The following is a 24639-nucleotide window of genomic DNA, read 5'->3' on the forward strand; positions in this document are numbered from 1 at the left end:
TTAACAAAAGTAAGAATTAACCTGGAACGGGAGGAATTTCATTCTTGACTAGTTACCGTTCCCATTTAAATTCAAAACTTTTATTTCAAAATCCTTTTTAAGTTCCCTGATTTCGGCCAATTGTTCCTGTAGTATGGCGTGGATAATTTTGAGGCTACTTTTATTTGCCTTGTTCTTTTTCATCCAAAATTCTGTCCGGTGCATGTCGTGCCATTTTCCGATTTTCTCTTGAAGAAGGTCAAGATAGGGCCAGTTGAGTTGCAACTCTCCGATTTGGTAATTTGCCGATAATTCATGGATGTGAATCAAAACCTTTAGAGATTTTCGACTTTCATGGAGGTGTTTTATAAAAAGTTTTCTTTTCAAACCTTTACCGGTCAGCTTCAAATGGGCCCGGAAAAAAGCCATCACCTTTTTGTCCGACACTGCTTCCACCTTTTTCAAGGTTTTTTCCACGCTTTTTTTTAGATGATTTCCAAAATCCCTTGCTTCGAAAAGGAAAGTTTTGGTTTCTTTCTCTAAAGTGATTTGAAGAAGATGCCGCATTTTTTCATCCTGAATAGAAATTGAATCCAGATTTTCAAGGGTTAATTGGGCTTCTCTGATCAGCCCTCCTGCTTTAAAAAATTTCCTTACCGGGCGAAAAAAATAAACGGTTTTGGTATCGGGATTTGTGAATTCCTGAAGTTTCAAAAGGGAATGGGCTTTTTTGACCTCTACCCTCATTTGATGCAGGTTTTGGGGATTTTGGTCTTTGATAAAGAGGGATAAATTATCAGCCACTCCATTTATCCTTTCTTTCAAATATTTTTTTTGGATACCTTTTTTCAATTGTTCATTTTTTGATTCTGATTTGAATATACAGCTATTTAATTTTTTTTGGGAAATAGGACATCCTATTTCCTTTTGAAAGAAATTCCTACTCCAATATTGTAGCGAAGCCTCGATACGTCAAATCCCACCATACTCATTCCCCCACGGAGGTTCAAACCATTAAAATCCAAAATGATGCCGCTTTCTACTACAGATTGATTGAGGTTGATTTCAGTATTTCTTCCCCAAAATTGACCCATACTGCTTCCATTTTCTTCAAAAACAATTATTTCCCAAAATTCTCTAGTGTGATTGAGTCCCGTTCCTGCGTACATCCATAAGGGTTGGTGTATCTTCCATGTAACCCCCATGGTCAATTCTGCTGTTCCTTCTCTTATCTTTCCGGTTGACTCAGAGACTTTGTTTTGCGTACCATAAATATTCCCATTGCTTCTTACAGTAATTTCTCCGGTTTTGGTAAATATTTCTGTATTGCCTCTGATTTGAAGATAAGTGGCTATCCCGTGGTGGTTGATGCTTCCAAGGGCTATACCAAATGGGACCCTGGAATCGTATGAAAAAGAAATAAATGACCTGTCATAAAGCCTTATCCCTTTTCTAGGATCATAGTTCAAAAAGAAAGTCTCTTTTATTCCATTGTTTTCACCTGAATTCAGTTTGTCGTTCAATTCCCTCACTTTGATATCCAATTCCGTTTGGTCCATTTTTCTCAAGTGAGTCATATAAGGCTTTGCCATCTTATTTTTCCCAAGCTGGTAGAAGGCAAGGGCTGAATAGTAATAGCCCTCTGCACGGTCGACGTCGGATTTGATTTGTGACTTTGCGAGTTCAAGCACTCTTAACCACTCCCCGTTACTGACCGCAGACTGAATCTGAAGATCCAAATCGCGGAAAGTTCGGTTTTGGGCTTTTACAGTGATGGTAAAGGCAAATGGCAAAATAGCCAATAGAACAATGAGTCTAAAACATTTCATGAGAATGAAAATTGAACTTTGAATTGAAGAGTTTTAGATTAACATGGAGGGGTGATCGCATCTTAAAATCAGATGAAATAACTTAAAAAAATCAAAAAAACCAAATATTATTTTGAATATAAGTACTTGTGTTTTACCTCCAAAAAAATGTGGTTATAGCCAGGTTGACATAGGTGATTTAGTTTGAATTGGCAATAAATTGAAAAACACGTTGGCTCTTAAATCTTTTAAAATTTGACTTCGAGTTTGACTTTTATACTTATTTCCAAGACATTATTTTCTTCTATTAGACAAACCAATTCTCCCAAAATCGAAATTTGGGCAACGCAGGGAATTCCAATCACAGCTTTTTCGCTTCTTCCCAATAAATATCCATTTCGGCCAGGCTCATGTCTTCTATTTTCCTTCCTGCTGATTTCGCAGCATTTTCGAGGTATTGGAAGCGTTTGATAAACTTGAGGTTGGTCCGTTCCAATGCTTCTTCAGGATTGATATCGATAAACCTTGCGTAGTTGATCAGTGAAAAAAGTAAATCTCCAAACTCCCCTGTTGCCTTTGTTTTGTCAATTTCCTGTCCCTCCAAGGTGTTGAATTCTGCCTTGAATTCCTGCATTTCCTCTTCCACTTTTTCCCATACCTGATGCTTTTCTTCCCAATCAAACCCAACTCCACGTGCCTTTTCCTGGATCCTCATGGCCTTAATCAAAGCCGGAAGGGACTTCGGTACACCGCCGAGAACAGACGTATTTCCTTTTTCACTGAGTTTGATTTTCTCCCAGTTTTGTTTGACGGTTTCCTCATCTTTGGCCACGGTGTCTCCATAGATGTGGGGATGTCGGCGGATCAACTTTTCACAAAGGCTGTCAATGACTGTTCCGATATCGAAGGCTTCTTTTTCGGAGCCGATTTTGGCATAGAAAACAATATGGAGGAGAATGTCCCCCAACTCCTTTTTGATTTCTTCTAGGTTATTTTCAAGGATAGCGTCTGACAATTCAAAAGTTTCTTCAATAGTGAGGTGTCTGAGGCTCTCAAGGGTCTGCTTTCTGTCCCATGGACATTGCTCTCGGAGCTCGTCCATGATGGTCAACAGCCTATCAAAAGATTGTAGTTGGGTTTTTCTTAAAGATAAATCAGACATATGCGGGAAACTAACCGGAAAGTGAGGACGTTTTCAAAGTATTACGTAAATTTGCGCAAATTATATTGATATGGCAACCTTGTATTTGACTTTGGGATTCTTGGCATTGTTCTTTGTATTGATGTCTGTAAGGCTCATTTTCCTCAAAAAAGGTGAGTTCAAAGGAACTTGCGCTTCACAAAATCCATTCTTGAACAAAGACGGAGGAACTTGTGGCTATTGTGGCAAAACAGTAGATGCAAACAGTTCCTGTGGCAATCCAGACAATGAAGTGGACAAAGTTTTGGCCAAATTCAAATAAAAATTTTTCACTTCCCGGAATTTTCGGGATTTTTCAATTAGCATTTAAAACTCTTCAATGTGGCTTTAATCAAATCTATTTCCGGTATCAGAGGTACTATCGGAGGCAAACCCGGTGAGGGACTGACTCCTTTGGATGTTGTCAAATTTACTTCGGCCTATGGCAGTTGGGTAATCACCCAAACAAAAAATCCGAAAGTTGTCATCGGCAGGGATGCAAGGATCTCAGGTGAAATGGTTTCCAAACTTGTAGCCGCGACGCTTCAAGGTTTGGGAATTGATGTGATCGACCTTGGCCTCAGCACTACCCCGACTGTAGAATTGGCTGTTCCTTTGGAAAAAGCCGGAGGCGGTATCATCCTTACGGCAAGTCATAATCCTATCCAATGGAATGCCCTGAAACTGCTCAATGACAAAGGCGAATTCATTTCAGACCTGGAAGGAAAATCCATTTTGGATAGCGCAGAAAAAGAAAACTTCTCTTTTGCGGAAGTCAAAAAACTTGGCAAATACATTCAGATCGACGATTACATTGACCGACATGTACAGCATGTTCTTGGTCTGAAGCTTGTTGATAAAGAAGCCATAGCCGCCAAGAAGTTCAAAGTGGTCATTGATTGTGTCAATTCCACAGGAGGCATTGCTCTACCAAAACTACTGAGGGCACTTGGTGTGGAAGATATCGAGGAAATGTATTGTACTCCTGACGGACATTTTCCCCATAATCCCGAACCTCTTCCTGAAAATCTCAGGGACATTGCCGATAAGCTTCAAAAAGGCAAATATGACCTAGGCATCGTCGTAGATCCTGATGTGGACAGACTTTGCTTTATGAATGAAGACGGAAGTCCTTTTGGGGAGGAATACACCTTGGTGGCTGTGGCAGATTACGTGCTTTCGCAAACTCCCGGCAATACCGTTTCCAACCTGAGTTCTACCAGGGCATTGAGAGACGTCACCGAAAAAAGAGGCGGACATTACCACGCCGCGGCTGTTGGCGAAGTCAACGTCGTCAATAAAATGAAAGAGACAAATGCCATCATCGGTGGGGAAGGCAATGGCGGAGTCATCTATCCGGAATCCCATTATGGACGTGATGCATTGGTGGGAATTGGTTTGTTTTTGACGCATTTGGCCAAGTTTGGCAAGACAATCTCCAGACTGAGAGCGAGCTATCCCAACTACCATATTTCTAAAAACAAAATTGAACTGACTCCCGAAATCAACGTGGACAAGATCCTCGAAGAAGTCAAAAAGAAATATAAAAAGCAGCCGATCAATGACATTGATGGTGTCAAGATAGAGTTTGACAAAGAATGGGTGCATTTGAGAAAATCAAATACAGAACCCATCATCAGGATTTATTCTGAGTCCGAAAGTCAAGCTACTGCTGACCACTTGGCCAATAAAATCATTCTTGATATCAAAGAAGTGGTGACTAGTTCAAAATGAAATTGAAGTTTCCGCAAAGTTAAATGTGGGATTGGAAAGGATTGATTGAATGCGGAAACTCATCCACTGACGACAGTCCACAGTCCACAGAACTGCAAATCCGTCCCATTGGCGACGATTTTAAATTAATACCCAATACCCAGCCCAAATAGAAGAAAATGAGAGTTTATTTAGACAATGCCGCCACCACTGCCATGGACGACCGCGTGATCGAGGCCATGCTTCCTTTTCTGAAACAGCATTATGGCAATCCTTCATCCGTCCACAGCCATGGAAGGGAAGTCCGGTCTGCCATCGAAAAGGCGAGAAAGAAAGTAGCGGAATTGCTCAATGCCTCTCCTGCTGAAATATTTTTTACCTCAGGCGGGACAGAAGCTGACAATACTGCACTCGTCTGCGGCATAGAAACTCACGGGATCAAGCATGCCATCACTTCCCCGATAGAGCACCATGCCGTCTTGCATACTTTGGAGGATTGTGCCAAAAAAGGAAAGGTAAAGCTCAGCCTTTTGGATGTCAATAATAAAGGAGAAATCAACCATGACCAACTCAGGGAATTGCTTCAGGCGAATCCAAATTCTTTAGTCTCTCTGATGCATGCCAACAATGAAATCGGAAACATCAATGACTTGGCTGCCATCGGTGGTATGACAAAAGAATATGGGGCTTTCTTCCATTCGGACACCGTGCAGACCATGGGACATTTTGTCCATGACCTCAAAAACCTTCCCGTAGATGCCATCGTGGCCGGTGGGCACAAATTCCACGGACCAAAAGGCTCAGGTTTTTTATATGTAAGAAAAGACAAGAAAATCCATCCTTTTATCCACGGCGGTGCGCAAGAAAGGAATATGCGTGGAGGTACCGAAAATGTCATCGGCATCGTAGGTATCGCCAAAGCCCTGGAACTTGCCTATGAAGACATGGCAGGACACCGCACCCATATCGAAGGATTGAAAAAACATTTTATGGAATCCCTCCAATACCATCTTCCTGAAGTCGGATTTAATGGGCTTTCAACGGATTTTGAGAAAAGTCTTTATACAGTTTTGAATGTGAGTCTGCCTCCTTCTGAAGAAAACAGGGGCATGTTGCTTTTCAACCTTGACCTTCATGGGATATCGGCTTCGGGCGGTTCGGCCTGCAGCAGCGGTGCTACTGTCGGTTCACATGTACTCCGTACAATCAACCACGATCCCGAAAGAGAATCCGTGAGGTTTTCCTTCAGCAGATTCACTACCAAAGAAGAGATCGATTACACGGTAGAGAAGTTGAAAGAACTCTATGGGGTGACGGTTTAAAAGGGTTTTAAGGTTGTAAAGTTTTAAGGTTGAAAGGTTTGGGACACTGACTTCACCTTATCTTCTTCAATAATTTTAGAAAGCCATGAACAAATCATGGCTTTTATTTTTTAACTATATTTTCCATAATTTGAAATGGATCCTTATTTTTCCTCAAACTTCTTATAAATGAATAAGCTCTTTCTTTTGGTCGCAATACTGATTCTTATATCCTGTTCAAAAAATAATAATGAAAACTCCACAGGCGCAATTGGTGAAATTAATTTGGAGATAGACACTGTCCTAGTTGATTCTAAAGGAGAAGTGCTGATGGCAGGGACATATTTGTCTGTTTTTGATTTATCTGAGGACAAAAAGTACCTATATAATTTTGATCCAAATACTTACCAAGTTGAGGTGATTGATTTGGATAAACTGGAAATTCATAGGAAAATTCAGTTGGAAATAGAAGGACCAAATAGAATTGGAGATTACCCAAATTACTTATTTGCCTTGGGCAACTCGGAATTGGCCTTTTCTAATTATATGACCTGTGTAGCTGTAAATCTAAATGGCGAGAAAACTTTTGAATTCAATTTAGTGAAGGATAGATTAGAAAGTGACAGTTTAAAGAGTAATGAAAGTTTGTATCCGGATTTTTTGTTCATTGACGGGCACAAGGAGTTATATACCATGATTGAAACTTTTGGCCAAAACATTACCACCATTGGATTGGTCAATACCAGTACCAAAACATTGAAGAGAATTGAAATCCCCCAATTGGAAAAGTTAAAGAATTTCAGAGTGCTTTGGAAAAATGGAAATGCAAGATCCCTAAAAGCACCTTTGGTAACTATGGGTATTTGGGATAAAAAAATTCTTATTGCCAATAACACCATAAATGAGGTAATCGTTTATGATCCAAAATCAGAATCTATTTCTGTTAAGACCTTTGAAAGTAAACTTACTCCCAATCAAAAAACTCCAAATGAAAAGGTTGAAGTGGGTACGATACAAGAATTTATGGCAGGAGCAATCAAGTTGAATGAACAAATCGAATTCGGAAAGTTGAATTGGGATCCTATTACGAAAAGATTTTACAGGCTTTCAAGCATTTCATTACCAAGACCTGAAGGTGTAGAAACCTATAAAGCCGATGTATTTTTGACTGTTTTTGATGAGGAACTGAATATGCTGTGGGAGAGGAAGTTGGATGGATTTACCAAATCGCCGGTTACTACTTTTTTCAAAGACGGAGCAATATGGATCCACGAAAATCTCAATGATGAATTGGGTTTTATAAGGATAAAAGTTTTAGAAAATTGATTGCTTGTGAAATTCAAGAATCGCTCATATCTTTTTTAAATACCTACCCGCTATTGTTTACCAAAGACCCATTTATGAACCCATACACGAGAGTGAAATTTGTTTGCCTGACTCTTGCTTTTACACTTTTTAGTCACTTTTCCATCTCCCAAAAGATAGGTTTGGGAGATAAGATCCCTTCTTTCGAAGTAATTGATCTTAAGACTGATGAAGTAAAGAAATTTGAAAATCAAACCGGAAAAATCATTCTGATCGACTTTTGGGCGACATGGTGCGGACCTTGTATTGCGGGAATGCCGCATTTGGAAAGTCTCCAAAAGACTTTTCCTTCTGAAATTCTGGTGCTCGCCGTCAGTGATGAAAGTCCGGAAAGAATTAAAAAATTTATGGTGAACAGGCCCTTCGGTTTTTCCTTTGTATCAGATAAAGAGAAGAATCTGCAGAAATATTTCCCCCACAGGATTATCCCGCACACAGTTTTGATTGATAAGTACGGTGAAGTAATCGCAATCACTTCCCCAGATCAAATCACAGAAAAAACAATCAGGGACTTATTGGATGGAGAAAAACCTATTTTGCCATTAAAACAGGAGCAGGTAGGTTTTGATCCCAGCCATGATTTTTTTGAAGTGGCCGAGGATATAGATCAATATTTTGTGATCCAAAAGGAATTCGAAGGTGTTCCCACTTTTTCCAAATTTCCAAATCAAGGAACATTTGCTAATAGAAGAATAACAGCCCATAATTTCTCAATAGAAGGACTTTATAGGATGGCATTTCAAAAAAGCTCCATGAGGTTAGAGTATTTAATTGATCAGGAATTGGTAGCCTATAAACCTGGAAACCTATATAGCGTGGACGTGATTGTGTCGAAAGGAAGTGAACCTTACCTTCATGAGTATTTTGCAAAAGGGCTTACTGAATGGTTTGAGATAAAAGGGAAACTTGAAAAACGAACCACCGAGGTAATCGCTTTGTATTCAAAAGGTCAGGCAAACCTGATAGAATCGAAAGAATATAGCTCCTACAGCGGGCGAAGCGGTACCTTTCAAAGTGAGGGAGCTTCCTTGAATGATTTGGCCGAATATCTTGAAAGTTTTAATGTTTTAGGCTTACCTGTAGTGAACGTAACCAATCTCAATGGCACCTATTTCTTTGACCTGAATTTTGAACCGGAAAATCCCCAAAGCCTTATCGATGCCTTGAAAAGTTTAGGCTTGGCAATCAAAAAAGAGTCAAGGGAAATTGACGTATTGGTGTTGTATAAGGATTAAGGTTTTGGAAAATTGAAATAGAAACCTTTTCCAAAGTTCCAAACTTTGGAAAAGGTTCTACTCTGCAAATTGCAACCTCACCAGATTGGCATAAAACCCATCTTCCTGCAAAGCCAGTTGTTCGTGGGTTCCTTCTTCGACAATTTCCCCTTCCTTGAGTACATAAATCCTGTCCACCTTGCGGATCGTCGATAAGCGGTGGGCGATGATAATGGTCGTCCTGTTTTTCATCAGTTCATCCAATGCCTCCTGTACCAATGCCTCAGATTCAGCATCCAAAGAGGAGGTCGCTTCATCCAAAATCAAAATTGCAGGATCCTTCAGGATGGCCCGGGCAATGGCCACACGCTGACGCTGTCCACCGGAAAGTTTGATTCCCCGCTCACCGACTTTGGTTTCCATTCCTTCCGGAAATTTGCTGATAAACTGCCAGGCATTTGCTTTTTTGGCGGCTTCGATGATTTCTTCCTCTGAAGCATCGGGCTTGGCGTAAGCAATATTTTCTTTGATGCTTCCGCCAAATAACAGCACTTCCTGTGGGACGATTCCGATGTTGGATCGGAGTTGCTTCAGATTCCAGGTGTCGATTGATTTGCCATCAATCAAAATCTGACCTTTGTCTATCGGGTAAAACTTCAACAAAAGCTGGATAATGGTAGACTTGCCGGCTCCGCTTTGACCTGCCAAAGCGACTTTTTCTCCGGCAGGGATTTCAAAGTCTATGCTTTTGAGTACTTCCATTTCGGGACGTGTAGGATAAGAAAACCGTACACCCCGGAAGCTTACTTTTCCCTCCATCGGGACTTTTTGGAAATCTGCCGTGGAGACTTCGGGTGTTTCGCCCAGGATCTCCAAAACCCGCTCAGACGATCCTATGGCTTTTTGTAGTTGGCCATAAATGTCTCCCAAGCCTGCAATCGACCCACCGATAAATGTGGTATAGAGTACAAATGAAACCAAATCTCCCACGCTCATGTCTCCTGAAGCCACTAATGTCGCGCCGTACCACATCACCGCTACGATGCCGCCAAACAAGGCAAAGATGATAAAGGAGATAAAAGCGCCTCGGAATCCCGCGGCTTTCAGGGCCACAGCCACGACTTTATTCAATCCTTTTCTATACCTGTTGGATTCGTATTCCTCACCAGCAAAGGATTTGACAGTCATGATGGACTGTAATGTCTCTTCCACAATCACATTGGCAGCAGCAAGTTCATCTTGGGTTTCTTTGGAGAGTTTGCGGATAAACTTCCCAAAGACCATCGCAATGATCACCAAAACCGGGAATGTCGCCAACATAAATAGCGTCAGTTTGGGCGTGGTCATCATCAGGAAAATCACACCAGCTACCAAAGTGATGATTTGTCTCAGGAGTTCAGCCAAAGTTGTCGAGAAAGTATCCTGCAACATGCTGACATCTGCCGTGATCCTACTGATCAATTCTCCGGTTCTTCTTTTGTCAAAAAAGGTCATCGGCAACTGTACCAATTGGCTGTACAATGAAATCCTGATGTCCCGCATACTGCGCTCGGATACTTTGGCAAAAAGCCATACCCTGAAAAAAGAAAAAATACTCTGAACCAATAATATTCCAAGAAGGATAAAGGCAATCCCATTGATATCATCTACCAACCACCTTTTCCCTGAAGCTGTATCGATGAGTTTTCCCGCCACATAGGGAAAAGTCAAAAGTGTAAGACTTGAAAATATGAGGAAAAGCATCCCCAGAAAAAAATTCAATTTGTAAGGTAAGATGAACCTAAAAATCCCCCCAAGCTTACTCAGATTCTGTTTGTTTAGCTTGCGCTTTTCGTGCTCTTCAAGGGCATTGCCTCTCTTTTTTGCCATGGATACTTTTAATTCTGAATTCCTAACCTGCAAATCTAAACAATATGCCCGTAGACCGAAGATAAAAGATCAGATTTTCAGGGAGAGAACCTGACTGTTGGAATATTTATTTTGAAAATAGGCTGGCAGTCCAATTACAAGTTGTGTATTTTTATAAAAACCAAATTCAAAACCCATGAGCCTCTCTACCTTGACTCCCGCCCAAGTAGCTGATTTTCACCGGGACGGTTACGTCCTGGTCAAAGGATTCTGTTCTAAAAAAGAGACAGAAAAAATGTACAGGACAGCCATCGAAGACGATGCCATGAGAAAAAACGCATTGGACCTCAATGACTTTTCAGGGAAGAAAACAAGACTTTCACTTTGGTTTAAGCCCGGAAATGATGTTTTTGGATACCTGACAAGGAGTGAAAAAATGGTAAAGTCAGTGGCTAAATTGTTGGACAGTGATGCACCTGTCTGTCACTTTCATTCCAAACTCATGCAAAAAGAACCACGTGTCGGCGGAGCTTGGGAATGGCATCAAGACTATGGGTATTGGTATAAGAACCAGTTTATGTTTCCGGACCAACTCCTCAGCGTCATGGTGGCATTGACGGAAGCCAACAAGGAAAATGGCTGCCTTCAGGTGATCAAAGGTTCCCACAAATTGGGCAGGGTTAATCACGGGTTTTCCGGAGAACAGGTCGGTGCGGACATGGTCATGGTCGAAAATGCCCTCCAAACAATGGAATTGGTGTATTGTGAAATCGATCCGGGAGATGCCTTGTTTTTTCACAGCAATTTGCTGCACAGGTCAGAAGCCAATCTTTCTGACAAACCCCGTTGGTCAATCATTGCCTGTTACAATTCTCAATCCAACCTAGCCTACAATGAAACATCCACTTCTTGGAAAACTCCTGTAGACATGGTTCCGGATGAAGCTATTTTGGAATGGGAGGCAGACTCACTTTCCTCTGCCGATTTTCTCAAAAAGGAAAATGATCCCGCGCTCAAAGAGACAGGTTGGGAAAAAGATGTAAAGTCCTCTTGATTCCAATTTCATCAATATGAAAATAGCATACTTTTGCCCGCTTTGGGGCTCCGAAGCCATCCCTTTTGAAGATTTCTTAAACCGTGTTTTAGAGGCAGGGTATGACGGTGTGGAAATGAGTTTTCATTTGGATGAAAAGGAAAGAGATCAAAGGGCAAATCTGATTAATTCTTATGGATTAAAATTAATAGCTCAACATTGGGAAACTGTCGATGCTGATTTTTTGGTGCATAGCAAAAATTTTGAAAGAAGGCTGAGAAATCTGGCTGCGACCAATCCACTTTTTATCAATTCCCAAACAGGCAAGGACTACTATTCCTTTGATCAAAATAAAGCCTTATTTGAATTGGCATCCCAAATTTCGCATGAAACAGGAATCCCTGTCCTTCATGAAACCCATCGTGGCAAATGGAGTTTTGCTGCCCATGTTACCAAAGGTTACCTTGACCGCCTTCCTGACCTGAAAATCGCCTTGGACATTTCCCATTGGTGTGTGACTGCGGAGTCCTTTTTGGAAGACCAAGAGGAGGCTGTTCAGACGGCCATAAGGTCGACAGCGCACCTTCATGCGAGAGTTGGATATACAGAAGGGCCGCAGGTGCCGGATCCAAGAGTTCCTGAATGGAATTCCGCTTTGGAAAGGCACTTCATGTGGTGGGATCAGGTAATTGAAAAAGCTGCTAAAGAAGGTAAAAAAACCTTCACGGTGACACCGGAATTTGGGGCACCGCCCTATATGGTCCTGCATCCCCAGACCGGTAAACCCCTCGTCAATCAATGGGAAGTAAATGCATGGATGATGGAAACTTTCAAAAAAAGGTATATTTAGACTAATGTTTAAATCCCGCAGACTGCGCAGATTTTCGCAGATAAATTCCTAAAGTAATCTCTATAAGTAGGAAATTCTGCGGCTGTCTGCGATATCTGCGGGAGAAGATTATCTCATGATTAATCACATAAATTCCACTAACCAAAAAAGACCAAAAAATGAACAAGTCCTTATTTGCCACATTGATAATAAGCCTGCTTTTGGTAGGAAATATTGAAGCCCAATCCAAAAAAGCATTGTTTCCTGACACACCCGGGATGGTTTCTTATACTTACCGCGACAGTTTCAAAAAGGATGTAGCAGCCACTTTGGACACTTTGCAGGCCATGGGCATCAAGGACATGGAGTTTTCCAATCTCTTTGGAAAGACGGCAGCGGACTTACGGGCAATGTTGGATGAGCGCGACATGTTATGTTCGTCTTTTGGGGTGAGTTATGCCGATCTGATGGAAAAAACCGATCAGGTAGCAGAAAATGCCAAAACCCTTGGAGCAAAGTATGTGCGGGTAGCTTGGATTCCCCACAGCGCTCCATTTGATTTGGTGGCTGCAGAAAAAGCTATTGCAGATTTCAATGCAGTTGGGAAAGTATTGAAAGAGAAATATAACCTGATTTTTTGCTACCATAACCATGGCTTTGAGTTTCAACCCCATGGAGACGCAACCCTTTTTGACCTGATGATTCAGCAGACTGACCCAAAATATGTGAGTTATGAAATGGATATTTTATGGACATTTTTCCCCGGAGCAGATCCTGTGGCTTATCTCGAAAAGTATGGGGAAAGGTTTGCTTTGATGCATTTGAAAGACCTGCGAAAAGGAGTGGAAGGAAACATGTCGGGTGGAACACCTGTAGAAAATGATGTTGCCCTTGGTACCGGGCAATTGGATCTTCCGGCGATATTGGTTGCTGCCAAAAAAGCCAAAGTGAAGCATTACTACATTGAGGATGAAAGTCCTGTGTACTATATTCAAGTTCCGCAAAGTATGGAGTACCTGAAAAATCTAAAAAAATGACTGTTTGAATGGTCAATAGTCCACAGTCGACAGACCATAGTCCATAGCCACGGCAATCGTACTCCAATCCGAGGCTTAGATGGTTAATTTTGAAAATGCTCCACTATGAAAAAAATATGGTGGATTTAGGATAATATCCATGAATATCCAATATCCATTAATATCAATTTCTCGAAATCAGCCCAATTAACTTAAGAAGCTATTTCCTCCCAAATATCCTCCTAAAAAACTGTTTTTCCTTTTCCCAAAAGAAGGAAAACTGACCAAATACAAATCCCCACATCAGGAGAATAATCTGATAAAGCGGCAATACCAAGAGCAGGTAGAGAACGGTTTTCCAAAACCCGCCCCTTTCCATACTGACTCCCAATAAGTCAAAAATCGGTTTTTTGATAAATAAAATGGTGAAGCCTGTCAGGGCAAATACAATCAAAATCAAGATTACCTGGGTAAGGCTTTTCAAATTCCATTTGGTCTGAAGCCTTGTCAGGAAGTTCGGTTTGGGTTCTTGAGACATTTTTGATTTTTTAAAGTAAAGGGAATCTCAGGGATTTTCAGAAATGATTTTGGGTAAATTTTAAGGGAGAGTAGATTCAATTTTCGACCCTAAAGACCGGATAGCGGTTATGTTCTTTCTCTTTCCATGGAGAGCGTTCATGAACCCATCTCAACTGTGCACCGGCACTATTGGCCAATTCCTCGTTTTTCGCTTTTTCTTCTTCCAGTTGTTTTCTGAGTTCGGGGTTTTGCTTCAGGTATTCTGCTGCCAAATCCTCAAAGACATAGGCTGAAAAACCTTCTTTGGCCTGAAGAATGGTATCAAAGAAATTCCATGCAAAAAAGCTGTCCTCTCCCTGCGGTTCCAACACTTCCATGATATAGCGGTTGGTTTCCTGATTCATTTCAATCATGTAATCCCCTTTTCTGAAAGTCAATGCAGACAGTGATTTTTCGACCTGTATCCCGGTATGCAGGTAATGTCCTTCAAAAGGACGCTGTCCGGTCTGAAAATCCTTGATATGGTAAACGGAGACTTGTATCGTTGTATCGGCTTTCAGTTGTTCGGTTCTGATTCCGTTTCTTTGGAGGTTTTCAATCACCGGATACCAAGCTTGGGGAATGATATAGGCTTTGGGTTTTTCGATGACCAAGCCATCAGAATAGGTATCAAAGAATTTTACTTCTTTGGAAAAGGGCTTCCTCCGGTCATAATATAGCCTGGGAAGCCCTGAGATTTCCGAAGGTTTTTGACCTGATTCATAGCCGTTAAACTCGATAAGTGAATGTTGATTTTTGTCCACCACGTGGTTTAAGGCAAATTCTTTTTGGGTTTTTCTTGCCAAACGGTCTGCCTTGGCCATTTCAACGATTTTATCACCGTCTTTTTGGAAGACTTCAATAAAGGTTTCAAACAGCGCATAGGTGGATTTCACCCTTTGGTCATAGGGCTTCAGCATGTGGGTCTCCGGCATGAAACTTAGCGTACTGAAAAGCGCCGCATAGCCGCTGCTATACCTGCCGCTGTCCTTGAATTGGTTCCAACCGTCTTCGGGTTTTGAACCATAAGCATTGACATAAGGCACCATCGGGAACTCCCTGACTTTCATCTTTTCATACAGCATTGGATTCATTTCCTGATCCAGATAGCTACCCAATTTGCCGCCAAGTCTGTTATGTTGGGTGGAGATCAAAGTCATCACATGCTGGTAATCGGCACCGTTGCTGACGTGCGTATCGATAAATACCTGCGGCCTCAGCCAATTGAAAATCTGCTGGAATGACTTGGCGTTTTTTGTATCTGCTTTTATAAAATCCCTGTTGAGGTCAAAGTTTCTTGCATTTCCACGGAAACCGAATTCTTCCGGTCCGTTTTGGTTGACGCGGCTAAAGGAACCTCTGTTCAGGTGGCCGCCGATATTGTATACCGGGATGATGGCTATGGCGAGGTTTTCTGGAACCTCGATTTTACGGAGCAAAACATCCCTCAAAAACATCATCGAGGCGTCTATGCCATCGGGTTCCCCGGGGTGGATGGCATTGTTGATGAAGAGCACGAGTCGGTTAGTATCATGCCATTCTTTGGAATCGAAGGCTCCTTTTCGGTCAAATAGGACCACATGAAGTGGAAGTCCGGCATCTGTCATGCCCATCTCCACAATTCTTACCTCTTTAAAATCATCAGCCAGAATCTGAAAATATGCAATTACCTCATGGTAAATCGGTGTTTCCTTTCCGCCGCTGGATTCGAATTGGGTCAAGTATTTCTTTTGGGCAAATGCCGAAAAACCAAGGCAAAATGCCAAAAACAGGAAGAGCGATTTTTTCATGCCCGAATTTGGGGAAATTGGCTAAATAATGCTAAAAGAGATTGTAATTTGATTACCCACTTAAGGTAATTGCTCTTGATGAAAATCAGATTTTGAAATGGATAGGAATTGAAAAATAAAAAAAACTCCACTGCCAGTAACAATCATTTCAATGAGAAAGGAATATCCTATGATAAAAACGGTAATATCCTGGCCTTGCAACGAAGAAACAGTAATACGCTTATCGATAACCTCACCTATACCTATCAGGGAAATCAGCTCACTAGAGTGACTGATGCCGCTGCCAATGTAATGGGCTTTGCCGACGGAGCCAACCTTACTACCGAATACACCTATGATCCTGTAGGAAACATGATATCGGATAAGAACAAGAAGGTTACCGTCACTTACAACCATCTCAACCCCTTCTGGGCGTAGAATGGCGTATCCGCTAAGCGTAGTTTGTAACTACGCTTTTCTATTACATTGAATTTGCAATTCACTTTACCAAGAATTACCTTTCGTTTGGTTGGTTAATTCCCCTCTTCTGGGCGTAGAAAGGCGATGGCGCTAGGCGTAATTTGAAATTACGCCTTCTTATGATTTTGAATTTGTAATTCAATAAACTACAATTACCTTTCGATTTGAGGTTTTTCATTTGTATTCAATTGCAAATTGAATATGATAAAAGGGTGGGATTACAAATCCCACCCAGTCGTAGCATCAAGCGTTTGACTACGCCCAGGGGGGGAGGTGAAAATGCTTCAGACTAAAGTTGGTAACATTCCCTATCATGTTGTTTAGAAAGCCTATAGATGCCATACATTATTCAACATTAGAGGCAATATTTTTAAGCATATTCGATGTAGAATTTCAGACTCAGTGGGCTTTCATTTTTTTTGTAAAAGTTAAAAAGGTGATCGTGCAATCTCTAAATTGACTAAAGAATTTTTTTTCTGAAAATATTTTAAAGAATTATCAATTTATTTTCAAGGGGTTTGCGAAATTAAATTTGGAACATTTTCGGGTTTATTGAACCGTTTTTTTAAAGAATAAATAAAGTGTTTGATTTCCGATTTGAACTGCAAAAAACGTTGTTTCAAATTTAGGGTATGATGAGGGGGAATTTTATAGGAAAAACCTATCAATATAAGCATCTCATTTTGTACTAAAAATACCCAATACTGGGTATTTTTTAGTTCCGAATTTTTACAAATATTTGTCATATACCTGATATTGTAAAATGATATTTTGAAAAAATAGAATTTTCGATATCAATATGATTTTAATTTATTTAAACTCCTTTTTTATGAAAATGTTTTTTTTTGGTTTTATATCTCAAACTTCCCCCCAATATATGAGGGTATTTTTTGTCATAAGGCCAGGAAGAATATTAACCTTGAACGGGTTGTTTTTATTGTTTTTTGTTTCATTTTTTTTCCAGGTTCATAATCTGTATTCCCAAATCAAACAAATGCCCTCTTTAGCAAAGGCCAATGTCGGTATAATTCCTTCCTTGGAGCAAACTGAAGGGGCCATGTCTTCTGGGAAAGAAGTAAAGGAAGTTTTTTCCAAAATCCAGTCTTATAAAGAGGATTTGGAGGAATTGAAGAAGGAGAAAGAGCGAATCAAAGAATTCAAAGCTGATTCCATCCAATATGATTCCCTTGTACAGATATTGAAATCCAAGGTATTGGAGAAATCAAGTGCCCAATCAGAAATGCTTACTGAAGTGTCATCTATGGTAGATGATGAAGGCTTAAAAAATTCTATATCCTACGTGCAATCTAATCTTGAGACTTCCACGAAATCCCTCAGCGGAAATGTCAGTATGGAGCAGATTGAAAGTTTTATAAATCAAAATGAAGAAAATATGAAGGCTTTGGTAGATGAACACTTGGTCAAATTGTCCTCAGATCCTTTGGAGGAATATCTGTCTTCTGTGGATATCAAAGAAAAGGTAAAAAGTGTACAAAGTTTTTATAATCTAGGGATCGAAGAATATTTGTCAACATTCAAATCCGGTGCAGCAGGGGTAAAAGACCTAAACAAAGAAGAAGTCCAATGGAAAATAATTGAATCAGGAAAAGAAAAACTGACAAACGAATTGGAAGGAAAGATTCCAAATGGGGGAGTAGTTACTTTAAACAAGGTTAAGGAGGATGGTAAAGGGTTTAAAATATTTGGAGAGCCCAATCGCTTCAAGGGCAAACCGTTTTTTTCCAGGATGAATTATGGGGTCTATTATGATGCAATCCAAAGTATATCACAGGGACTTCATTTGCAGGGACATATTGGATGGAGGATCAGCCAATATGTTATGCCATACGCAGGCCTGATATTCAAAAAGCCTTGGAAAGCAGATGAGGATAATAGCCGGGAAGGCTATGGGTATCAGGGAGGTGTAAGGATAAATTCAGGAAATTGGGTTTTTCAGGCCGGAATTGAGGGGACTAACTCACATAACAGCTTTAAGGCAATCACCGGTACTGAAGAGTTTGAAGGATGGACTTTGTATCCCATTCTATCTGGTGGTCGGCAAGTAACGCTCTCGAAAACTCTCAAAACAGTATTTCTTGGGTATGTAGATCCATTATATAACAAAAACAAAACCGCTAGGCTGCACAGCCATATGTTTGGGCTGAAGATTGGGATTGAATTAAAATGAAAAAATTCTACTACTATAATAAAAACTAGAATACCACTATTTATTACACGTTTATTCACTCCTGCTATGGGATTTTCACAATTGAATACTATTTCAGGATGTAGTTCTGGGGTCTGGATTTATCTATAAGATCGAAATCTTTGCAAATACCAACTCTGATAAATTCTAGATATTAAAAATTAACAGGGAGGTTACACTTTGAATTGTTGGAATTCAATTAATAGCAATGAAAGACTTTTATTCCAATAAATTAAAGGGAAGGCTAAGTCCATCTACAAACTTAAGAACAATTGAAACATCAAAGGAAAAAGGAATTATTCTAAAATAATATTAGCAAACATAATCTTTTATTTTGAAATATGGTCACAAAAACCAATTATATATGGTAAAATTATTAAAATTTTCGATAATTATTTTTTTGTTTAGTGTTGAAATTTCAGCACAAGAACTAAATACTGATACGATTCCAGAAGGAAAACTTCCAAAAATTTTAACTCCTTTAAATTCTTCATTGGATCCGGTTCCGATTCCCTCTTTCGACCAATTGGTATCAATTCCCAAATCTCCTGAAGCATTTGCATTTTCTAAATATGGGAATACGCCAATTTCCTTATTCAATGGAAGGCCAAATATTAGTATACCATTGGATCAAATTCAAGGAAGTGAATTAAACATCCCGTTTTCCATAACATATGATGCCTCAGGAATTAAAGTCGATCAAAATGCCACAGAAGTGGGATTGGGTTGGAATCTAAATCTTGGAGGTATGATAGTCAGGCAAGTTAATGGGCTTCCTGATGATTATATTACTTCAATGCCCGCATATTACCCATTTTATTCAACATCGATTTATCCATCATTTACGGGCATGAGTGTAAATGATCAATTTAGGTATTTCGTTTCAAATGATGTAGCTGCTGGTGGGTTTTACCCATTCAGAACTGGACAATCTTGGACTAACCAATGGGCTTTTATTTATGCTAAGTTTATGGAGGAAGTTAACGCAGGGAAAATTGATACCCAGCCTGACACCTACTCATTATCAGTAAATGGCCTCTCAGGAACTTTAGTAATTGATTACACTACTTCAACAGCATTTTGTAGGGAACACCCTGAAATGAAAGTAGGATTTGGGTTTACCTCAAATTCTTTTGGCGTCAAGTTGATTGACTCTTGGGTAATTATTGATGGAAACGGTAATGAATATTTATTTGGAGGAAGTTCATCCACAAAAGAAATTACAACCAATTATGATAACAATGCTACCGAAAATTCAAGGCGTTATGTCTCAAGTTGGAAATTGAATACCTTAAAATCAGGAACAATTAAAGAGAACATTATATTTTCTTATTCTTTAAATTCTTATTGGAACGATCAGCCAATAACATCATTCTATGCAAGAGAAAATGTGTCAGGATTGGATTGTCCAAGTCCACAATTGACAATAAATTATAATGCGAAATACAATATAACTTCTCCTGTTTTAAATAATATTAAATTTGGAGATGAAACAACCCAAAGACTAGTAATTGTCAGGAAAAGTAGATTGGATTTACCCGGCCATCAAGCCATTGATTATATACGAGTTAATGACGAATATGGAAATGCCAAAAATTTTATAAAGTTTGAAACAGATTATTTTTCGACCTCCAATTGTGGAACAGGAACAGGTTATCTTGGTAAAAGACTTAAGCTGAACTCAGTAGTTATTTCAGGAAACAGTCTTACAAATCCAAATCCCTTTAAACATGAGTTTACATATGATCAAACAGCTTTGCCATGTAGGGACTCATTTGGAAGAGATTATTATGGTTATTATAACGGTGCAAATGGAAATACAACACTTGTCCCTTATAATTCCCAATTTGGAAATGGCGGAAATAGAGAGGTAAACACTTCATTCACCCAGGCGGGGATATTAAAAACTATTAAATACCCTACAAAAGGAACTACTGAATTTTTTTATCAACCAAATAATTCTCCTGGACCAAGTACTGCCACTTGGCAAAATGTGGCTTATTTCAACTGGAGTAATCCTGTCCAAGAAGCATATTGTGATGATATTGTCGGAAATTCATTGTTTGTTCAATATTTTCAATTTACAGCTCCTACAACCGGTACATATAAATTAAATGTAGGAGCCACCACTTCATGGCCATCTCAGGTACAGCTTGTAGCCCTTTACCAAGGTGTTAAATCATTATGCGAACTTGTATGGGCTTCCGATTCTGATGTTTTATACAAACAATATTCCTCAGCAATAAATCAGGAAACCTACCTAACACTCACTGCGGGAAAAATATATAGAGTTGCATTAGCAAATAACCTAAATTCCAATGCCAGTATTAATTTGTCTTTGGCAACACTTCAAACAGGTAGCCTGACATTCAAAGCAGATGGTGGGCTACGGGTGTATAAAATCGTCGATAAATCAAGTGAAACCGAGGTCGCAAAAACCAGGTATTTCTATTACAATGATGCAACAGCAATTCCTCTATCCAACTTGGTTTCCATGATTGAATCAGGGAATTATATTTCTGATGGGAAAAATCAAGCGCCTGTATTATTTGAAAAAACGGGGACAGTTGAACATTTTGTAAGTGCATATGGGATTTTGAATTGCCAGATATTGGAAAGGTTTGATGCATCCATAATTAAGGGTAAAGGAGAGAATTATTCATACTCAACTGTTTCTGAGCTAGAATTTAACAGTTTGGTCGAGTTTCAATTGAAGGTTTCTGAATTTTACAATTCGATAGAGTATAATACTAGACCATTGGTATCGAAAGATTTATTGTCAGGAAATCTTGAAAGAGAAAAGATATACAGATTTAATGGACCTACCCAGTCATTTCAATTGGTGCAGGAAACCAAAAACTCATATTCCGTGGCTGACCTAGCTTCGACTCATAGTGAAATTAAAGGCATCTATTTTTTACAACAAGGTAATTTCTATATCAATCAGATTTTACTTCAGAATCCGACTACCCTTGAAGTTGGATGGGGCTACTCTCCAATGCAAATTGCTTTTGGACAACCTCAAGGATGCAGCCTATTTAGTAATGTTCAATGGTTTGTTTTCTGTATTAGAAATGGGTCCATGCCTATGACTTACCAGTATGATATGACCGGGTATGGCAAGAAATTTTTAAAGTTGGATTCTAGTTCCACAACTGAATATTCTGGTTCCAACCAAATTAAGATAATCAAATCCTACCAATATGACCAAATTTCCAATTTTCAAATAAAGGAGATTTCCTATCTAAACAGTTACGGAAATTTAGTAAAAGATAAATTTATCTTCCCTGATGCAACGAATAATGTTGCTCTATTCAATCAAAATAGGGTTAAGCAAATTACGGGCTCTCAAAAAGAAGTAGCAGGAGTATTACAAGCTGAGAAAAAAATAAGTTTCCAAACATTCAATAGCAATCAGGTCCTACCAAATAAAATTGAAGAGAAATTTGGATCAGCAGCGTTTTCAGAAATTGTAAAAATCAATTCTTATGATCCACATGGCAACATACGGGAAATCGTTTCCATAAATGGAGTTCCTATTACCTTGATTTGGGGGCATGGAGGTAAAAAAATGATTTTGAAAGTAGAAGGAGCAACATATTCCCAGGTTTTATCCTCCTTGGGAGGGTCACTTACTTTTAGTGACTCTGGGAGAAACTTTACTGAAACCCAGATTACAAACCTAAGAACAAGTCTTCCTACCTCAATGATCAACCATTATGTATACAATTCACCCTATGGAGTGTCTAAAGTTATAGATCAAAATGGGTTTAAGGTTGACTTTGTATATGATGTTTACGGAAGGCTTTACCAGTCCAAAGACCATAACAATTTTTTAATAGATCAATATAACTACAACATTAAAAATTAAACAAATGAAGAACCTGATATTGATCTTTACTCTGGTATTTGCCTCTTCCTTGGTTGGAATATCCCAAACAAACACTCAAAACTATGTAGCTACCCATAAATTCCGGGTAGAAACCACAAGCGTAAACCCCTGGCTTCAAAATAAAGAAAATGTCCTTACCACAATCCAATATGTCGATGGATTAGGAAGGCCAATTGAAACAGTCGCAAAACAGGGTTCTTCGCATGGAAAAGATCTTGTAGTGCCGGTAGTTTATGATGCCTTTGGTAGAGAAGCGACAAAATATCTACCCTATACCCAAAATTCCACTAATGGGGCATTTGTTTCAATTTCTACAGCCATTAGCAATCAAGCGGCATTTTATAATGATGCCGAACTGTTAGGCTTAAATGAAAGTGCTTCAGCTTTTACAAAATTAACTTATGAGGCTTCACCCAGAAATTTAGTAGTACAAGAATTTGGACCCGGAAAAGATTGGCAGGTAACAAACGTTAAGCCTGTGAAACAGGAGTACTTAACCAATATAAATGGAACTGGCACAGGGCAGGAACAAGTTATAGCTTGGACAATAAATGGCAGTGGCAATCCTGTGAGGATGGCAGCTGTGGCAGGTTATATTTTAACTGGGGGATATTATACCTCGGGACAACTGTCAGTCAAATCAACAACAGATGAAAATGGAAATATTTCCAGAGAATATACCGACAAATCCGGTAGATTGATTCTAAAAAAGATATATGAAGCAGGAAACATCCAAGCCCTTAACAGCCATATCAACTGGAATCAGACTTATTATGTCTATGATGCACTTGGGAACCTGAGGTTTGTATTTCAACCGGCTCTTTCTCATAATTTATCATTAAACACTACCAATGTGCCCACAGCTTTAGATTTAGGACAGCAGGCATTTGAATACAAATATGATTCCCGAAATCGGATGATAGCCAAGAGAGTACCGGGTACCACCTGGGTAGAAATGGTATATGATCCCTTTGACAGAGTGGTTTTGATCAGGGATGGAAACCAAACAGGCTTAAAATGGACATTTACAAAATACGATTTTCTCAATAGACCAATATTAACCGGAACCTATTTACATACCGGAACAAGGGAAACAGTTCAGACTCTTGTAAATTCCTTTTATGCCATCTTATCCAATCCCAGATTTGACTCCTATAATTCTTCAGGGCCTGTTGAAAAATATACTAACAATTCTTTTCCAAAGCAACATCAATCTGGGGCAATTATTTCCTCGCAAGACCTGTTTTCTGTCAATTACTATGACAATTATGGCTTTACTGCTTTGGCTGCCCCTGTAGGTGCCCAGGTGACCAAAGCAAAAGGTCAATTGACGGGAACTAAAACAAAAATACTGGGAACAAGCAATTTTCTGACGGCTGTTACCTGGTACGATGACCGGTATCGGGTATTGAAGTCCCATTCTGAAAACCATCTTAACGGAAATGACCAAATAACCCTTGAATATTTTAATAAAGTAAGGGGAGAAGTAAAAAAACAAACCCATATCAATCTTTCCAATGGTGTGGTCAACACGATAGTGGAAGAGTTTCAGTACAACCATTTGGGACAGATGGTATCTGCCAGCCATAAATTAAATTCCAATGAGGTAAAATACATTAGTGCGGTCACATATGATAAATATGGGAGAATGTCAGTCAACTCCCTAGGTAACGGTACTCAGAAGATGGATTACAAATATAATATCCGAGGTTGGCTATCTTCGATCAATGGGGGTGCTACCACCTTTAATGATACCCACGATGTTTTTGGTATGGACTTAAAATACCAGAATGCCACTTCAGGATTCCAACAGTTCAACGGTAATATCGGTCAGATTCTATGGAAAAACACAGGTGGTGTAGGCGTCAATCAAAATGTCCAGGAGTATAGATTTACCTATGACAAACTCAATAGATTGAAGGATGCTGATTATTTATCCACTGCCCGTAACAATCATTTTAATGAGAAAGGAATATCCTATGATAAAAACGGTAATATCCTGGCCTTGCAACGAAGAAACAGTAATACGCTTATCGATAACCTCACCTATACCTATCAGGGAAATCAGCTCACTAGAGTGACTGATGCCGCTGCCAATGTAATGGGCTTTGCCGACGGAGCCAACCTTACTACCGAATACACCTATGATCCTGTAGGAAACATGATTTCGGATAAGAACAAGAAGGTTACCGTCACTTACAACCATCTCAACCTTCCTGATCAAGTATTGAAAGAAAACGGTGACTATGTCAGGTTTACCTATGATGCAGCAGGTGTAAAACGCAAATCAGAAACCAAAACAGGTACTGTAATTGCCACGAGGGACTATGTCGGAAACTTTGTGTTTGCAAATGGCCAACTTGAGCATATCATCCATCCTGAGGGAAGAGTGGTGTTGGAAAGCGGGGTTCCGAAGTATGAGTATTTCCTAAAAGACCACCTTGGCAA

Annotated in this window: 18 protein-coding genes; 12 read left to right on the plus strand and 6 right to left on the minus strand. The window is 39.6% G+C overall.

The genetic code is table 11. The features are described from left to right. Positions 1 to 48: 48 nt before the first annotated feature. The 3 genes from MMU07_RS11450 to mazG form a co-directional block, all read right to left on the minus strand. Positions 49 to 831 carry a CHAD domain-containing protein gene (locus MMU07_RS11450; RefSeq protein WP_241126014.1) on the minus strand — a complete coding sequence of 261 codons (783 nt, stop codon included), beginning with the start codon at positions 829 to 831 and terminating at the stop codon, positions 49 to 51. A 65-nt stretch (positions 832 to 896) separates the two neighbouring features. Then, entirely contained in the window at positions 897 to 1808 is a 912-nt protein-coding gene (locus MMU07_RS11455; RefSeq protein ID WP_241126015.1) for a hypothetical protein, read from the minus strand. Positions 1809 to 2148: 340 nt separating this feature from the next. Next, complete coding sequence (gene mazG, locus MMU07_RS11460; RefSeq protein WP_241126016.1) at positions 2149 to 2949, minus strand: nucleoside triphosphate pyrophosphohydrolase; 801 nt, start codon at positions 2947 to 2949, stop codon at positions 2149 to 2151. 70 nt (positions 2950 to 3019) lie between these two features. Between mazG and MMU07_RS11465 the strand changes: the two genes are divergently transcribed. The 5 genes from MMU07_RS11465 to MMU07_RS11485 all read left to right on the plus strand — a co-directional run bounded on the left by MMU07_RS11465 (position 3020) and on the right by MMU07_RS11485 (position 8581). Continuing rightward, entirely contained in the window at positions 3020 to 3250 is a 231-nt protein-coding gene (locus MMU07_RS11465; RefSeq protein ID WP_241126017.1) for a hypothetical protein, read from the plus strand. Positions 3251 to 3309: 59 nt separating this feature from the next. Beyond that, the gene (gene glmM / locus MMU07_RS11470; RefSeq protein WP_241126018.1) at positions 3310 to 4701 is read left to right on the plus strand and encodes a phosphoglucosamine mutase; all 1392 of its coding nucleotides are present in this window, start codon (positions 3310 to 3312) and stop codon (positions 4699 to 4701) included. A gap of 158 nt (positions 4702 to 4859) precedes the next feature. Then, complete coding sequence (locus MMU07_RS11475) at positions 4860 to 6002, plus strand: cysteine desulfurase family protein (RefSeq protein ID WP_241126019.1); 1143 nt, start codon at positions 4860 to 4862, stop codon at positions 6000 to 6002. A gap of 168 nt (positions 6003 to 6170) precedes the next feature. After that, on the plus strand, positions 6171 to 7307 hold the full coding sequence (locus MMU07_RS11480) for a DUF4221 family protein (protein ID WP_241126020.1): 1137 nt from the start codon (positions 6171 to 6173) through the stop codon (positions 7305 to 7307). A gap of 74 nt (positions 7308 to 7381) precedes the next feature. Then, on the plus strand, positions 7382 to 8581 hold the full coding sequence (locus tag MMU07_RS11485) for a redoxin domain-containing protein (protein WP_241126021.1): 1200 nt from the start codon (positions 7382 to 7384) through the stop codon (positions 8579 to 8581). Positions 8582 to 8638: 57 nt separating this feature from the next. Here MMU07_RS11485 and MMU07_RS11490 read toward each other — a convergent pair whose 3' ends face one another. Next, complete coding sequence (locus MMU07_RS11490; RefSeq protein WP_241126022.1) at positions 8639 to 10429, minus strand: ABC transporter ATP-binding protein; 1791 nt, start codon at positions 10427 to 10429, stop codon at positions 8639 to 8641. 175 nt (positions 10430 to 10604) lie between these two features. On the opposite strand from MMU07_RS11490, the gene MMU07_RS11495 reads away from it, so the two are divergent. The 3 genes from MMU07_RS11495 (at position 10605) to MMU07_RS11505 (ending at position 13307) form a co-directional block, all read left to right on the plus strand. After that, the gene (locus MMU07_RS11495) at positions 10605 to 11462 is read left to right on the plus strand and encodes a phytanoyl-CoA dioxygenase family protein (protein ID WP_241126023.1); all 858 of its coding nucleotides are present in this window, start codon (positions 10605 to 10607) and stop codon (positions 11460 to 11462) included. Between the two features lie 16 nt (positions 11463 to 11478). After that, complete coding sequence (locus MMU07_RS11500; RefSeq protein WP_241126024.1) at positions 11479 to 12291, plus strand: sugar phosphate isomerase/epimerase family protein; 813 nt, start codon at positions 11479 to 11481, stop codon at positions 12289 to 12291. A gap of 158 nt (positions 12292 to 12449) precedes the next feature. Further along, positions 12450 to 13307 carry a sugar phosphate isomerase/epimerase family protein gene (locus MMU07_RS11505; RefSeq protein ID WP_241126025.1) on the plus strand — a complete coding sequence of 286 codons (858 nt, stop codon included), beginning with the start codon at positions 12450 to 12452 and terminating at the stop codon, positions 13305 to 13307. A gap of 199 nt (positions 13308 to 13506) precedes the next feature. On the opposite strand, the gene MMU07_RS11510 is transcribed toward MMU07_RS11505, so the two are convergent. Then, positions 13507 to 13824, minus strand: coding sequence for a DUF6787 family protein (locus MMU07_RS11510; RefSeq protein ID WP_241126026.1), 318 nt, complete (start codon positions 13822 to 13824; stop codon positions 13507 to 13509). A gap of 76 nt (positions 13825 to 13900) precedes the next feature. Then, positions 13901 to 15634, minus strand: coding sequence for a M14 family metallopeptidase (locus MMU07_RS11515; protein ID WP_241126027.1), 1734 nt, complete (start codon positions 15632 to 15634; stop codon positions 13901 to 13903). A gap of 108 nt (positions 15635 to 15742) precedes the next feature. Between MMU07_RS11515 and MMU07_RS11520 the strand changes: the two genes are divergently transcribed. From MMU07_RS11520 to MMU07_RS11535, 4 genes are all read left to right on the plus strand, one after another. Further along, on the plus strand, positions 15743 to 16051 hold the full coding sequence (locus MMU07_RS11520) for a hypothetical protein (RefSeq protein WP_241126028.1): 309 nt from the start codon (positions 15743 to 15745) through the stop codon (positions 16049 to 16051). Positions 16052 to 17087: 1036 nt separating this feature from the next. Further along, positions 17088 to 18281, plus strand: a complete 1194-nt coding sequence (locus MMU07_RS11525; RefSeq protein ID WP_241126029.1) for a hypothetical protein — start codon at positions 17088 to 17090, stop codon at positions 18279 to 18281. A 382-nt stretch (positions 18282 to 18663) separates the two neighbouring features. Beyond that, the gene (locus tag MMU07_RS11530) at positions 18664 to 22170 is read left to right on the plus strand and encodes a hypothetical protein (RefSeq protein WP_241126030.1); all 3507 of its coding nucleotides are present in this window, start codon (positions 18664 to 18666) and stop codon (positions 22168 to 22170) included. 4 nt (positions 22171 to 22174) lie between these two features. Next, on the plus strand, positions 22175 to 24639 hold a 2465-nt coding region (locus MMU07_RS11535; RefSeq protein WP_241126031.1), incomplete at its 3' end, for a DUF6443 domain-containing protein.

It is taken from the genome of Cognataquiflexum nitidum (assembly GCF_022538055.1).
GTDB classification, from domain to species: Bacteria; Bacteroidota; Bacteroidia; order Cytophagales; family Cyclobacteriaceae; genus Cognataquiflexum; species Cognataquiflexum nitidum.